At 64.5% G+C, this 14,015-nt stretch carries 12 protein-coding genes and 1 tRNA gene; 4 read left to right on the forward strand and 9 right to left on the reverse strand.

The features are described from left to right. The first annotated feature begins 58 nt into the window (after positions 1-58). Positions 59-1,099 (forward strand): glycosyltransferase family 4 protein, encoded by a 1,041-nt coding sequence (locus tag E8L99_RS18540; protein WP_137100943.1) that lies wholly within the window; start codon positions 59-61, stop codon positions 1,097-1,099. A 192-nt stretch (positions 1,100-1,291) separates the two neighbouring features. Here the strand turns inward: E8L99_RS18540 and E8L99_RS18545 are convergent. Beyond that, positions 1,292-1,367, reverse strand: a tRNA-Glu gene (locus E8L99_RS18545). 480 nt (positions 1,368-1,847) lie between these two features. On the opposite strand from E8L99_RS18545, the gene E8L99_RS18550 reads away from it, so the two are divergent. Continuing rightward, positions 1,848-2,195, forward strand: a complete 348-nt coding sequence (locus tag E8L99_RS18550) for a hypothetical protein (protein ID WP_137100944.1) — start codon at positions 1,848-1,850, stop codon at positions 2,193-2,195. A gap of 12 nt (positions 2,196-2,207) precedes the next feature. Here E8L99_RS18550 and recJ read toward each other — a convergent pair whose 3' ends face one another. From recJ to E8L99_RS18580, 6 genes are all read right to left on the reverse strand, one after another. Then, positions 2,208-4,007, reverse strand: a complete 1,800-nt coding sequence (gene recJ / locus E8L99_RS18555; protein WP_137102187.1) for a single-stranded-DNA-specific exonuclease RecJ — start codon at positions 4,005-4,007, stop codon at positions 2,208-2,210. A 5-nt stretch (positions 4,008-4,012) separates the two neighbouring features. Further along, positions 4,013-5,017 carry a class II fructose-bisphosphatase gene (glpX, locus tag E8L99_RS18560; RefSeq protein WP_137100945.1) on the reverse strand — a complete coding sequence of 335 codons (1,005 nt, stop codon included), beginning with the start codon at positions 5,015-5,017 and terminating at the stop codon, positions 4,013-4,015. A gap of 33 nt (positions 5,018-5,050) precedes the next feature. After that, a complete protein-coding gene (locus tag E8L99_RS18565) occupies positions 5,051-6,370 on the reverse strand; it encodes a homoserine dehydrogenase (protein ID WP_137100946.1) in 1,320 nt (439 codons plus the stop codon). Between the two features lie 91 nt (positions 6,371-6,461). Continuing rightward, a complete protein-coding gene (gene dapB / locus E8L99_RS18570; protein WP_137100947.1) occupies positions 6,462-7,268 on the reverse strand; it encodes a 4-hydroxy-tetrahydrodipicolinate reductase in 807 nt (268 codons plus the stop codon). A 10-nt stretch (positions 7,269-7,278) separates the two neighbouring features. Beyond that, complete coding sequence (locus tag E8L99_RS18575; RefSeq protein WP_137100948.1) at positions 7,279-8,508, reverse strand: LL-diaminopimelate aminotransferase; 1,230 nt, start codon at positions 8,506-8,508, stop codon at positions 7,279-7,281. A gap of 100 nt (positions 8,509-8,608) precedes the next feature. Beyond that, positions 8,609-9,052, reverse strand: coding sequence for a hypothetical protein (locus E8L99_RS18580; protein ID WP_137100949.1), 444 nt, complete (start codon positions 9,050-9,052; stop codon positions 8,609-8,611). Positions 9,053-10,040: 988 nt separating this feature from the next. On the opposite strand from E8L99_RS18580, the gene phaC reads away from it, so the two are divergent. Both phaC and E8L99_RS18590 read left to right on the forward strand, forming a co-directional pair. Next, on the forward strand, positions 10,041-11,801 hold the full coding sequence (gene phaC, locus E8L99_RS18585; RefSeq protein ID WP_252511386.1) for a class I poly(R)-hydroxyalkanoic acid synthase: 1,761 nt from the start codon (positions 10,041-10,043) through the stop codon (positions 11,799-11,801). A 43-nt stretch (positions 11,802-11,844) separates the two neighbouring features. After that, positions 11,845-12,279, forward strand: a complete 435-nt coding sequence (locus tag E8L99_RS18590; protein WP_168201729.1) for an acyl-CoA thioesterase — start codon at positions 11,845-11,847, stop codon at positions 12,277-12,279. A 15-nt stretch (positions 12,280-12,294) separates the two neighbouring features. On the opposite strand, the gene E8L99_RS18595 is transcribed toward E8L99_RS18590, so the two are convergent. Further along, positions 12,295-12,693 (reverse strand): M15 family metallopeptidase, encoded by a 399-nt coding sequence (locus E8L99_RS18595; RefSeq protein WP_137100951.1) that lies wholly within the window; start codon positions 12,691-12,693, stop codon positions 12,295-12,297. Between the two features lie 79 nt (positions 12,694-12,772). Then, positions 12,773-13,822 (reverse strand): N-acetyl-gamma-glutamyl-phosphate reductase, encoded by a 1,050-nt coding sequence (gene argC / locus E8L99_RS18600; protein ID WP_137100952.1) that lies wholly within the window; start codon positions 13,820-13,822, stop codon positions 12,773-12,775. Between the last annotated feature and the right edge of the window lie 193 nt (positions 13,823-14,015).

Genomic DNA, 14,015 nt, shown 5'->3' on the forward strand with positions numbered 1-14,015 from the left:
AGACGCGCAAGCCCCCGTCTGAGTTCAAGGTTCCCCTAAGAAAGTCAACTGGTTATTCATGCGGCACATCCTCATTTCGGCTCAATTTCTAAGCGCCGGCTCAGGCGGAATTGCGCGCGTCGCCCGACTCACTCTTCAGGCCCTCCAGGGCGCGGCGGAAATTTCGGCGTTATCGGTGGAAGATCGGGAGCCCTATAAGATCGGAAACACGCATATTCGGGCTTTCCGAGGCTGCAGAATTTCGTTCGCAGTTGCTAACGCATTGGCGCTGCGCCACGCGGACGCCGCAATTTACGATTTCCCCGGAACCGCCAGGGCTCATGTTCTCTCCCGCAAACCCTATGCGCTATGGGTTCACGGAAATGAAATATGGAACGAACCCAACGTCCGCGCTGACTACCGGAGAGTGATCCGAAAGGCCAGCCTGGTCCTCGTCAACAGCAGGCGGACGCTTGAGGCGCTGACCAAGGCTGTCGATGGCCTCCCTCCAATCGTGATGTGCTGGCTTGCGACGGAGGAGGAAGATGCCCCCCCCGCAGCCCCGATCGATGGCGCGCCAACTCTCCTGTTTGTTGGCCGCTCCGACAGCTATTTCGCCAAGGGGCAGGACATTCTCGTCAGGATCTGGCCGCGCGTTCTCGCCGAAATGCCTGAGGCACGTCTTCTCTTCGTGGGCGGAGGCGAACATCTCGAACGTCTACGTGCCCTCGTCGATGGTTCTCCGGCTCACCCGAACATCGAGGTCATGGGCTTCGTCCCCGAATCCGCGATGCCGCGGGTCTGGCAGCGATCATCGGCACTCGCGCTGCTTGGCACGCTCGAAGGATTCGGTCTGGTCCTCGTCGAAGCAATGCGTCATGGGGTGCCGGTGATCACGTCGACGCAAGACGCGGCGAGCGAAGTGAACATTGACGGCCTGACCGGCTACAACATCGATCGCAACGACGAGGATGCTGTTGTGCGCGGGATCGTGACGCTGCTTGCCGATCGCGCGAAATCACAATCAATGGGCGCTCAGGGCCGAGCGCATTGGCAAACCAATTTCCGGCCTTCAGTCTTCCGCGAGCGGCTGCTGGCTGCCCTTAGCACCCGACTTTGATGCTCGGCGGCAGGCCACACGTCCCGGCAGATCAACGTTCTGTCGCTTGAATTGGGCTATCGGCACTGTCGATCCTAGACCTCCCCCGCCAGCATGCCGAAACTCGGGTGGCGCTTCAATAACCGCCACAAACGAAATGAGCGCCGGATAGAAGCTGAGCACAAAGTCAGTATCAATGGCCAAGTGGGGGTGTGGCGCTCCCTACGGGATTCGAACCCGTGTACCCAACGTGAAAGGCTGGTGTCCTAGGCCACTAGACGAAGGGAGCAGGCCGCTTGCGCGGCGGCCGGGTTATAGGGGGGTTCCCGCCGGGCATCAAGCACCTCCAGGCGCTTTTCAGTGCAGCTTGATCGAATTCTCGCGAACAACCGCCGCCCACGTCGGCACCTGATGTCAAAGGAGGTCCGAAATTCGCCCGGACCTGCGACAATGAGCTTCATTTCCTGCGTCTGGGTCGGTTGCCGCTCGATTGATTCGTCGCGCAGCGTCGCCGTGAGATGGCGGCCGAGGCGCTCGATCATCGGGGCCCGCGAGCCAGCCGGCGCGAACACGGCCACGGTTCTGCCGAGCCGCCGCTCCCCCCCTTGCCGTAGGAGTTGGACGGCTGCCAGAGACCCAGTCGTAAGCACCGCGGCCCCTGTTGTGGATAAGTCGCCCGCCAAGACAGACGGTGATTGCCGGGAGGACGTTTTGGATATGTGCTTCTCCTCCGGCATCATTGCATTTCCCCCGACATCACAGGCCTGCCATGAATTCGTACCAGGCGAATTCTTCAAGTCCCAGCAACGCCCAATCAGACGAGTGCGTCGAAGCGCTGGTTCGCTGGCGGCTGGCCGATCCTGCCTGGCTTCCCTCGTTTCAGAATCTGCTCGACGATGTCCGCACCTGCATCGACATGAATGCGGGTCCGCCGCTGGTTCTGTCGGCGCTGATGTCGGTGCTGAAGTCTCACCCAGAGCTGGCTTCGCGCGCTCGCCTCCTTGCCGAGGAAGCCCGCGGCTCGGCGGCGGCCCGTATCCGAAAAAGCAATGGGAATGTGGTCGGCTTCGCGCAGCGCCTGCTCAACAGCTTGCGGCCGGCTTCCCCCAGGATATGATCCACAAGAGCATCAGGTGCCATCCGGCACGGCAGCGTCCAGAATGCGGAACTGGATACGCTCCTGGCCCTGCCAGCGATCCACCGACAACGAACCAGCCACATGCATCGGCTTGCCCCGGCGCTCGATCATCGCCTGACCGAGCGGCTGGCCATTGGCGCGGAAAGCGATCGCATCGACCACCTTGCCGTCGCCGCCCCTGAGCCGCGCCCGCAGATGGGCCGTTCCAACCGGTTCGGCATAGGCAATCGTATGCGATGGCAGCACGAGCACCGGTTCGGGATTGCCCGAGCCATAGGGGCCAGCCCGTTCGATCATCGCGGCAAGATCGGGCCGCACCGCCTGTGCGGTGATCGCGGCATCGATGTCGAGGCCATCCTCGCGGCGTGCCTTCTCGACAGCCTTGCCGAGGCGCTCCTCGAGAAAGGCGCGGAATTCGGCGAGACGGCCCTTGGCCACCGTGATTCCTGCGGCCATGGCATGGCCGCCGCCCTTGACCAGCAGGCCATCGGCCACAGCCTGGCGAACGGCCGCCCCGAGATCCACGCCGGCCAGCGAGCGGCCGGAGCCTGTCCCGACGTCTCCGGTGAAGGCGATCGCAAAGGCGGGCCGCTTGAACCGCTCCTTGAGCCGGGCGGCCACCAGCCCGACAACCCCCGAGTGCCAGCCAACCCCGGCTGTGACAATCACCGCGCCTCCGGCCTCCTGCGGCCCAACTTCGGCCAGCGCCTCGGCTTCGGCCTGAGCGAGCGTACCCTGTTCCACGGTCTGACGTTCGCGGTTGAGCCTGTCGAGTTCAGTGGCGATCCTGGTCGCTTCCAGACTGTCCTCTGTCATCATCAAGCGGGCGCCAAGCCCCGCATCACCGATGCGCCCGCCGGCATTGATGCGCGGCCCGAGCAGAAAGCCCAGATGATAGGGTGATGGCGGTCCATCGAGCTTGGCAGCATCCATCAAGGCCCGCAGGCCGACATTCTCGCGCTTGCGGAGCACGCTCAAGCCGCGGGCAACGAAGGCCCGGTTGAGCCCGACCAGAGGCACCACATCGGCGACCGTGCCGAGCGCCACAAGATCGAGGAAATGCATCAGATCCGGCTCTGGCAGGTCGGGCCGCCAGAAGCCCGCCTCGCGCAGCGCCCGGTTGAGCGCAACGACCGCCATGAAGGTGACGCCCGCAGCGCAAAGGTGGCCAAGCCCGGAGAGGTCATCAAGGCGGTTGGGATTGACCAGCGCTGTGACGGGCGGCAGGCGCTCATCGGCCTGGTGATGATCGAGCACGACGATATCGAGGCCATCGGCCGCAGCGGCCGCCAGCACCTCATGGCTGGTCGTGCCGCAATCGAGCGTCAGAAGCAGGGTTGCGCCCTCCCCCCGCAGCCGGCTGATAGCCTCGGCATTGGGCCCATAGCCCTCGTAGATGCGGTCGGGAATGTGGACGACCGGGTCGAGCCCCGCACGCCGGAGGAACAGCGCCATCACCGAGGACGACGTTGCGCCGTCGACGTCGTAATCTCCGAAAATCGCAACCTTTTCGCCGGTCTCCACGGCACGGACGAGACGTGCAACGGCCCGGTCCATGTCAGTCAGCGTGGCTGGATCCGGCATCGAGCCGCGGATCGTCGGCTCAAGAAAAGCAGGTGCCTTCTCGCTTGTCACACCCCGTCCAGCGAGGATGCGGCACAGGATATCCGGCAGATCATGGGCCTGGCCGATAGCAAGCGCCTGGGCCCGGCCCTGATCATCGAGCCGGTCGCGCCAGGCGCGACCGGAAACTGATCGTTCGACGCCGAGAAACAGTCGCCGCCCGATCATCTGGTTCAATCGAGGTGGAACTTCTCGAACTGCCGGTGCTCGCCATAGATGCGCCGGACGGTACCGGTGGTCGATCGATAGACGATGGTCTCGGTGGTGATCATGTCGCGGCCGAAGAACACGCCCTTCAGCAGCCCGCCATCGGTGACGCCGGTCGCCGAGACGATGACATCGCCGGAGGCCATCTCCTCCATCTCGTACTTCTTGACGGGATCCTTGACGCCCATCTTGCGGGCACGCTCGACCTTGGCCTCGCTGTCGAGGATGAGGCGGCCCTGCATCTGACCGCCAACGCAACGCAGCGCCGCAGCTGCAAGCACGCCCTCAGGCGCGCCGCCAATGCCGAGATAGATGTCGATGCCGGTTTCGAGTGCGCTGGCGGTGTGGATCACGCCGGCAACGTCGCCATCGGTGATCAGGCGGATCGCGGCGCCGGTGGCGCGCACGGCCTCGATCAGCTTGGCATGGCGCGGACGGTCCATGATCAGCGCGGTGATCTCGTGCGGCTTCACGCCCTTCGCCTTGGCGAGCGCATGGATATTGTCAGCGGGGCTGGCATCGAGATCGACCACGCCCTTCTTGTAGCCGGGCCCGATGGCGATCTTGTCCATGTAGACGTCCGGCGCGTAGAGCAGAGAGCCATGCTCGGCCATCGCGATCACCGCGATCGAGCCAGGCATGTCCTTGGCGCACAGCGTCGTGCCTTCCAGCGGATCCAGCGCGATATCGACCTTCGGGCCATGCTTGGTGCCGACTTCCTCGCCGATATAGAGCATCGGCGCCTCGTCGCGCTCGCCCTCGCCGATCACCACGCGGCCGTCGATCGGCAGCCGGTTGAGTTCACGCCGCATGGCGTCGACGGCAGCCTGGTCGGCAGCCTTCTCGTTGCCGTGGCCACGCAGCCTGGCGGAGGCGACGGCGGCGCGCTCTGTGACGCGCACCAGCTCCATGGACAGGACCCGCTCGATGACGAGATTCTTGGGGACGGACAGCCCTTGATGGTCGCTCATGACAGGTTTGGGTCCTTGTGGCCCGATGGATTGTTAGTTGCGTTCGATGCGGATGACTTGCGGGCGGCCGATCAAAACACCATCAGAATCCATGGCCTTGAGGGCCCGGCTGACGGCGGCTTCGGTCGTCGCATAGGTGATGAGGACGACAGGCGCTGGTGCTGCTGCAGCCGACGGATCGGTGCCGCCGCGCGTCGGACCGGCCCGGCGTTGAACGATCGACTCCAGCGAGATGTTGTTCTGCGCCGTACGCGAGGCGATCCGCGCGGCGGTGCCCGGTTTGTCGACCACTTCCAGCCGGATGTAATAGCCGCCCTCGTGACGGGTGAGCGGCGCGCGCGTCGGCTTGGTGAGCTGCGCCACCGGCCGGATGAACGGCGCCGTGCGATGACCGCGGGCGATATCCGCAATATCGGCGATGACTGCTGAGGCCGTCGCATTGCCGCCAGCGCCAGGCCCCACCAGGGTCAGGTCGACAGCGTCGGCATCAATGGCGACCGCGTTCAGAACGCCATTGACCTGGGCGATAGCGGCATCCTTCGGCACGAAGGTCGGATGGACGCGCTGCTCGACCCCGTCGGCGGTGCGTTGGGCGACGCCCAGCAGCTTCACCCGATAGCCGAGCTCGTCGGCCATCTTCAGGTCGACCGGCTTGATCGAGCGGATGCCTTCGATCGAAATGCCCTTGGTGTCGACCAGCGTGCCGAAGGCGAGACTGGTCAGCAGCGACAGCTTGTGAGCGGTATCGAAGCCATCGACGTCGAAAGTCGGATCAGCTTCGGCATAGCCGAGGCGCTGAGCATCGGCGAGGCATTCCTCGAAGCTCAGCCCCTCGTCCGCCATGCGGGTCAGGATGTAATTGCAGGTGCCATTGAGGATGCCATAGATGCGTTCGATCTCGTTGCCGAGCAGGCTCTCGCGCAGCGTCTTGATCACCGGAATGCCGCCGGCGACCGCAGCCTCGAAATTCAGCGCCACGCCCTTCGCTTCGGCCTTCTTGGCAAGCGCGACGCCATGGGCCGCAAGCAGCGCCTTGTTGGCGGTGACAACCGCCTTGCCGGCATCGAGCGCTGCCTCGACCGCCTGTTTGGCAGTGCCTTCGGCGCCGCCCATCAATTCGACGAAGACGTCGATGCCCGGATCGGTGGCAAGCTTGATCGGATCGTCAACCCAGCGCATGGCCGACAGGTCGATCCCGCGATCTGTCCCCTTCGTCCGTGCGCTCACGGCGCTGACGCGGATGCGCCGACCGGAGGCCTGAGCCAACCGATTGTCACCCTTTGCGATCAGCCGGACGACCGAAGCCCCGACCGTGCCGAGGCCGGCAATCCCGACATTCAAGACGTCCTGCATGGAATGCTGATCCAGTGTGCGGAGCGGCCGCATGCCGCGCCGGCTGTTTGCCCGATTTGGCCGGGCAAAGCAAGAAAACGACCAACGATGTTCAGTCGATCAGGTGATCGATACCGCGCACCAGTCCAACCAATCCCGCAACCCGGCGCACGGCCAGCAGTGTCCCGCCAACATAGGGCGCGGCCGATGAACCGGCATCATGGCGAATAGTCAGGCGTTCGTCCGGCAAGCCGAAGATCGCCTCCGCCGAGAGAACGAAGGATGGCATGCGCACGGAATGAACCTGGATGGCGATGCCGCCGGCATTGACCGCCCCGCCGCGCGTCTCGCGGATGCCACCAAGTTCACCGACCGGCTTGGAAGTTGGTTCAAGCCGGATCTTCGACAGGATCTCGCCAAGCTCACGGCCAGTCCCGGAGGGCGTGTCCGGCTTCTTGGCCGAGGCATAGTCGATGATCTCGACATCGGGCACATGGCGGGCTGCGATGGTCGCGAAGCGCTTCAGCAGCGAGGCCGTGATCGAGAAATTGCCGGCAGCGATCACGCCCCTGCCCGCAGCCCGTGCAGCAGCGTCGATCTCGTCATAGTCGGCAGCGGTCAGGCCGGACGTCCCGATGACGACGTGCCGGCCCGCTGCCAGAGCCTCCAGCGTGTGGGCCTTCACGACGTTCGGCTTGGTATAGTCCACCACGACGTCGCTCGGAACTGCCAGGGCCTCGGCAAGCGAGGCGGTGACAGGAACACCAGCGGGCGCGAAACCGGCGGCCTCACCAGCGTCCTTGCCCGCGGCACCGCGCGACACCGCGCCAGCCAGAGTGAGGTCGGACGCCGCCTGAATGGCGCCAACCAGCGCCTTGCCGACCCAGCCTGAGGCACCTGCGATCACGACACGGGTCATGCGGCGAACCTTAGCGGCCGTTGGCGGCGAGCGGCACGACATTGTGCAGCGTCGTCGGCGCCGTATCGAAGAAGCGCTTGATGTTGCGCGCCGCCTGCCGGATGCGCTGCTCGTTTTCAACCACGGCGATGCGCACATAATCATCGCCATGCTCACCGAAGCCGATGCCCGGCGCGACGGCGACATCCGCCTTCTCGACCAGCAGCTTGGCAAATTCGAGCGAGCCCAGTGCCTTGAACATGTCGGGGATCGGCACCCAGGCGAACATGGACGCCTGCGGCACCGGAATGTCCCAGCCCGACTTGCCGAAACTGTCGATCAGCGCGTCGCGGCGCTTCTTGTAGGTCTCGCGCATCTCGGTGATGCAGTCCTCAGGTCCGTTCAGCGCGGCGGTCGCTGCCACCTGGATCGGCGTGAAGGCGCCGTAGTCGAGATAGCTCTTCACCCGGGCGAGTGCCGCGCAGAGGCGCTCGTTGCCGACGGCAAAGCCCATGCGCCAGCCAGCCATCGAGAATGTCTTGGACATCGAGGTGAATTCCACCGCCACATCGAAGGCGCCCGGCACCTGCAGGATCGAGGGCGGCGGATTCTTGTCGTCGAAATAGACCTCGGCATAGGCGAGGTCAGACAGCACGATCAGGTCGTGCTTCTTCGCGAACCGCACCAGCTCGCCATAGAAATCGAGATCGGCGACCTGGGCGGTCGGATTGGACGGATAGCAGACGACCACCGCAATCGGCTTCGGGATCGAGTGCTGCATCGCGCGCTCCATCGCACGGAAATATTCCTCGTCGGCGGTTGCCGGTACCGAGCGGATGACGCCACCGGCCATCAGGAAGCCGAAGGCATGGATCGGATAGCTCGGATTGGGGCACAACACGACATCGCCGGGCGCGGTGATGGCCTGTGCCATGTTGGCGAAGCCTTCCTTCGAGCCAAGGGTCGCGATGACCTGGGTGTCGGGATTGAGCTTCACGCCGAAACGGCGCTCGTAATAGGCAGCCTGCGCCTTGCGCAGGCCGGGAATGCCCTTGGACGCCGAATAGCGGTCGGTGCGTGGCTTGCCGATCGTCTCGCGCAGCTTCTCGAGCACGTGCTCAGGCGCCGGCAGATCGGGATTGCCCATGCCGAGATCGATGATGTCGGCGCCCTTGGCTCGCGCACCGGCCTTCACCTTGTTGACCTGCTCGAACACGTAGGGCGGCAGCCGGCGGATGCGGTGGAACTGGGAGTCGTTCATCGTTCTGGTTCGTTTGTTGGCGGAAAACCGCGGATTGGTCGGGTCGGATGTCCTATCACGGACCTGCACTGCGCCGATACCACGTCCTTCGCAGCAGGCCTCACTCGTCCGGCGTTGCCCGTGTCCAGGGTTCGGAGCGGGGAGCCCGCACCCGGCCCTGCGACTGCAGGCGGCGTTCCATGGCGCCAGCACTGCGGTCACGCAGTGCCCGCAGCTCGTTCTCGCGGGCGATCTGCTGTTCGCGGGTCATCAATTCCGGCGTTTGAGACGAGCGCGCGGGTGCTGCAACGCGCTCCGGGCGCGGCAGGCGGGAGATCAGCGTCGCGGCGCCATAGCCCGTGGCCCGCAACGGCGCCGGGTTCCAGAGCCCGCCACCCGCGACCGGCGGCAAGGGCGTCGGCTGGGACGGGCCGTAGGGCGAGGGATAGCCGTCATTTGCAGTCTGGCAACCAGCGAGCCCGAGAGCCACGGTCATCACCACGGCGGGCGCAAAAGCCACCCGAAGACGGGACTTCAGGGCGGCCGGCTTGGTCATTCGGTGCATGTCGATCTCCAGAGCCTCTTGGCCCCATCTTTCGCTGGCGGCGGGCCAGCCGTCTTCCTAATATGTCCGCATTAAAAAGTGGACCGGTTTCGTGATCCACGAAAGCGGCGAATTTCGGGGGACGCTCATGGCTAAAAGCGATTCGAGCAAGCCGAAGGGGGCCAAGGCGTCAAAACCTGCGCCCGGAGCCGTCAAGACAGCGGCTGCAAAGACCGCGAAGTCGGTTGCGCCAAAGGTCGCCGAACCGCCTGCAGCGGCCCCGAAACCCGGCTCAAAGGCAGCCACGGGTCGAAATACCGCAAATGTGCCATCGAAGGCCGCGGTGGCCAAATCCGCCAGGCCAGAGCAACCGGCTGGCAAGGCGTCCACCGGTAAGACCGCGGCAGCCGACAAACCTCAGCAGACCAAATCGGCCGCGACGAAAGCGCCTCCTGTCGCGCCCCCAGCCAGGGTGAAGGCTGGCAAAGCCACTGCCACAACACCAGTCTCGGTCAAATCACCACCCGGCAAGGGTCAGGCGGCCAAGGCAGCGTCAGGCAAGGCACCGGCGGTCAAGGCGCCCCCCATGAAAGCGGCCGCCGCGAAGGCCTCAAAGCCGAGCGGCAAGACGGCCCCATTGTCAGACATGGCAGCCAAGGGGCAGGCCAAGCCCCCTGCTTCGCAAGCGCCCGCCGCCCAGAAAGCCAAGGCGGCCCCGAAAGCCAAGGTTGCCCCAGATGGCAAGGCGGCACCCGCTCTCGTGTCGCCCCCCGCGGCACCTGCCTCGAAACCAGCCTCCAAGCCCCGCGTGGCCGCTGCCGCGCCCGTGGCGGTGGTCAAGGCTCCGCCCCCTGCCCGTCCAAAGCTGGTCGCGATCGAAGGCGGAGCGGCGACCAAGCTGGCGACCTTAACGGCGCCGCCCCCGTCGCCGGCCAAGCCGGTCTTGCCGCCCCAAGCGGCGAGCCCGCCGGGCGAAACGCCCGCGGACGACCCGTTCCGATTCCAGGCGATGGATGTCGAGCGGCTCTCGACCAATGTCGCCCGCTTCGTCGAGCTCGGCGGCAAGGCGCTCGCCAATTACCTGAAGCCGCGCGAATCCGGCGAGAAGACCGGCGAGCCACCTGATGCGGTCGCCGATGTCGTTAAGACCCTCGGCCAGGTTGCCGAATATTGGCTGAAGGACCCGGCGCGCACGCTGCAGGCCCAGACCCAGGTCGCAGGTCGCTATTTCGACCTGTGGAGCCAATCACTCAAGGCAATGTCGGGCGAGCCCGCCGAACCGGTCGCCAAGCCAGACCCGCGCGATGCCCGCTTCAAGGACCGGCAGTGGAACGACAATCCGTTCTTCGACTTCCTGAAGCAGTTCTATCTCGTCACGACGGATCTCGCCGAGACATTCGTCACCCAGGCCGAGCTCGACGAGCACCTGAAGCACAAGGCGAGCTTCTACATGAAGCAGATCGCCAACGCGCTTTCGCCGTCGAATTTCGTTCCCACCAACCCGGAACTGCTGCGCGAAACGATCGGCTCGAGCGGCGAGAACCTTGTCCGCGGCATGCAGATGCTGGGCGAGGATATCGAGCGCGGCGGCGGCGACCTCAGAATCCGCCAGTCCGATGACACGTCCTTCGCGCTTGGCCGCAACCTCGCCATGACGCCGGGCAAGGTGGTCCACGAAAACGACCTGATTCAGCTGATCCAGTACACGCCGACCACCGAGACCGTCGGGCGGATCCCGCTGGTCATCGTGCCGCCGTGGATCAACAAGTTCTACATTCTCGACCTTGTCGCCGACAAAAGCTTCATCAAATGGGCCGTCGACCAGGGGCTGACGGTTTTTGTCATCTCCTGGGTCAATCCCGACGAACGCCACGCGCACAAGAGCTTCGACGACTACATGCTCGAAGGCCCGCTCTCGGCCTTCCGCGTGGCCTCCGAGATCACCGGCCAGAAGAAGCTGCACACGATCGGCTATTGCGTCGGCGGCACGCTGCTCGCGGTAACCCTCGCCTATATGGCAGCCAAGGGCATCGATCAGGTCGAGACGGCGACCTTCTTCACCACGCAGGTCGATTTCACCTATGCCGGCGACCTCAAAGTGTTCGTCGACGAAGAGCAGATCCAGAGCCTCGAGAAACGCATGGCCCAGCACGGCTATCTCGAGGGCAAGGAGATGGCGACAGCCTTCAACATGCTGCGCTCGAACGACCTGATCTGGTCCTATGTCGTGAACAATTACATGAAGGGCAAGGCGCCGATGCCTTTCGACCTGCTCTACTGGAACGCGGATTCGCCGCGCATGCCGGCGGCCAATCACTCGTTCTACCTGCGCCACTGCTATCTGCAGAACGATCTGTCGAATGGCCGCATGGAGGTGGCGGGCGAGAAGCTGGATCTGAAGAAGGTCAAGGTTCCCGTCTACAACCTCGCCACCCGCGAGGATCATATTGCACCCGCACGCTCCGTCTTCCTGGGCTCCAGCGCCTTTGGCGGCCAGGTCGACTATGTCATGGCGGGTTCGGGCCATATCGCCGGCGTGGTCAATCCGCCCGCCAAGCACAAATATCAGCACTGGACGGGCGGGCCGCCGACCGGCTCGTTCGAGAACTGGCTCGCCAGCGCCACTGAACATCCTGGATCCTGGTGGCCACATTGGCGCGAATGGATCCGGGCGCGCGACGGCAAGGAGGTCGCGGCCCGTCCGGTCGGATCGCCGACCTATCCGCCGATCGAGGATGCGCCAGGGCGCTATGTGAAGGTCAAGGTCTGACAGGCCACCCGGCCTGTCAGAGATGAACGAAGGTCAGACAAGAGTGCGCATTCCCGTCGATGAGCGCCGTCCGCTCGCCGCCTATCCCTATGTCACGGTCCATCCGATCCGCTATGGCGATCTCGACCCGAACAACCACGTGAACAACGCGGTCATCGCCACCTATATGGAGATCGGCCGCACCGAGTTCTTCGCCCGTGAGGGATTGCGGCTGACGACGCAGGGGCGCGGCATCTCGCTGGTCCATATCGAGATCGAGTACCACCGCGAGATCCTCTATCCGGGCTTCGTCGAGATCGCGATCGGCATCCTGAAGGTCGGCAGCGCCTCGGCAACCTTCGATCAGGCCGTGTTCGTGGACGGGAAGCGCCACGTCTCGGCCTCCGCGACCACGGCGCAGGTCGATACCGTCGCCAAGCGCGCAACACCCTGGAACGACGAGCAGCGCGCCAGGCTCGAGGCGCTGATCATCCGCTGATCGACGGCTCAGCCCTCAGCCGGGATATTTGTCCCACGGCAGTTGATAGTGCGGCCCGTCCTTGAACGAGCGCCAGTCGCCGCCCCATTCGATGGGCACTCCGATATCTCGGGCGGCCGCCTTCATCGCGACCGCAATCCGCTCATAGAGCGGCCAGTCCCAGCGAATGACGCCACCGACCTTGGCAGCGACATCGAAGGCGTGGCTGAATCCGGATGGCCCCGGAATATGGCGCGACCGCATGGTCTGCGAGGCGCCAGCCGCGACCAGCTGACGCTGTCGCTCGATGGTGCGCACACCCTCCGTGATGATGAAGGGCACTGCCGTCAACTCGAAGCCACGGTGGGCGACATTTACAAGATCGGGGTGGACACCTTGAAGGTTCTTCAGGGAGCGCGGATCGACAAGCGGCATTATTCCCTCCTTGGTTGCAGGAGGGAATAATGACATCTATGCGTGTATCGTCAAGCCACCACAACCTGTGGCTGCGCCATCACGGGAACAGCGCGATCTGCTCCAGACCCGTCGTCTCCGGATAGCCGAGCACGAGGTTCATGTTCTGGATCGCCTGCCCCGCCGAGCCCTTCACCAGATTGTCGAGGGTCGAGATCACGATGGCCCGGCCCGGGATCCGATCCGCGAAGACGCCGATCTGCACATAGTTGGAGCCGCGCACGTTCTGCGTCTGCGGAACCACACCCTTGGGCGCCACATGGACGAACGGCTCATCCTTGTAGGCGTCGCTCAGGGCCTGGCGCAGATCATCGGGGGTCGCGCCATTCAGCTTCACATAGGACGTGCACAATTCGCCGCGCGCCATCGGAATGAGGTGCGGCGTGAAGTTGATCGTCACGTTCGAGCCCACTGCAACACCGATCTCCTGCTCGATCTCGGGGGCGTGCCTATGCGTGCCGATCGAATAGGGCGAAAGCCCCTCGCCCGCTTCCGAAAACAGCGTGTTCTGCTTCAGGCCCCGACCGGCGCCGGTGACGCCGGACTTGGCATCGACGATAATATCGTCGGCATGAATCAGGCCGGCCTTGGCAATCGGCACAAGCGCCAGCAGGGTCGCCGTCGGATAGCAGCCCGGGCATGCGACGAGGCGCGCCTTGGTGATGTCATCCCGGTAGAGTTCGGTGAGGCCATAGACCGCCTCCTGCTGCAGACCCAGCGCGCGATGCTCGTGGCCATACCATTGGGCATAGGTCGCCGCGTCCCGCAGGCGGAAGTCCGCCGACATGTCGAGGATCTTGATCTTCGGATTGGTGGCCAGCACCGCCGCGATGATCTCCTGGGTCGTGCCGTGCGGCAGACCGCAAAACACGGCGTCGATACCGGTCCAGTCGACCTTCTCCCACTCGATCAGCTTCGGCAGGTCGAGCATGAAGAAGTGCGGAAAGACGTCCGACATTGCCTTGCCGGCATGGGTATTGGCGGTCAGCGCTGCGATCTCGAGATGGGGATGCCGCGCCGCCAGGCGCACGGCGTCGGCACCCGTGTAACCGGAGGCTCCGAGGATTGCGATCTTGGCCTTGGTCGCCATGGCAGGTCTCCGCATGGGCGTGGGATGAGGAAGGAGGTGGATTTCGGGCGAAAAAAAACCGCGCTCAGGAGCGCGGCGATCGGATCGATCGGGGCAAACGACCGCGCGCACTCATCGCAGGGTGAGATGACGGCGTCGTGTCCAGGTCGAGAGCGTGTTCATGCCGGCGTTTTCCGCGAAACATGCTGCGATG

Origin of the sequence: Phreatobacter aquaticus, assembly GCF_005160265.1 — a bacterium.
In the GTDB taxonomy this organism is placed as follows: domain Bacteria; phylum Pseudomonadota; class Alphaproteobacteria; order Rhizobiales; family Phreatobacteraceae; genus Phreatobacter; species Phreatobacter aquaticus.

Coding starts and splice junctions, on each gene's coding strand:
- E8L99_RS18540 (WP_137100943.1), top strand. CDS start 59: ATGCGGCACATCCTCATTTCGGCTCAATTTCTAAGCGCCGGCTCAGGC.
- E8L99_RS18550 (WP_137100944.1), top strand. CDS start 1,848: ATGAATTCGTACCAGGCGAATTCTTCAAGTCCCAGCAACGCCCAATCA.
- recJ (WP_137102187.1), bottom strand. CDS start 4,007: ATGATCGGGCGGCGACTGTTTCTCGGCGTCGAACGATCAGTTTCCGGT.
- glpX (WP_137100945.1), bottom strand. CDS start 5,017: ATGAGCGACCATCAAGGGCTGTCCGTCCCCAAGAATCTCGTCATCGAG.
- E8L99_RS18565 (WP_137100946.1), bottom strand. CDS start 6,370: ATGCAGGACGTCTTGAATGTCGGGATTGCCGGCCTCGGCACGGTCGGG.
- dapB (WP_137100947.1), bottom strand. CDS start 7,268: ATGACCCGTGTCGTGATCGCAGGTGCCTCAGGCTGGGTCGGCAAGGCG.
- E8L99_RS18575 (WP_137100948.1), bottom strand. CDS start 8,508: ATGAACGACTCCCAGTTCCACCGCATCCGCCGGCTGCCGCCCTACGTG.
- E8L99_RS18580 (WP_137100949.1), bottom strand. CDS start 9,052: ATGCACCGAATGACCAAGCCGGCCGCCCTGAAGTCCCGTCTTCGGGTG.
- phaC (WP_252511386.1), top strand. CDS start 10,041: ATGGATGTCGAGCGGCTCTCGACCAATGTCGCCCGCTTCGTCGAGCTC.
- E8L99_RS18595 (WP_137100951.1), bottom strand. CDS start 12,693: ATGCCGCTTGTCGATCCGCGCTCCCTGAAGAACCTTCAAGGTGTCCAC.
- argC (WP_137100952.1), bottom strand. CDS start 13,822: ATGGCGACCAAGGCCAAGATCGCAATCCTCGGAGCCTCCGGTTACACG.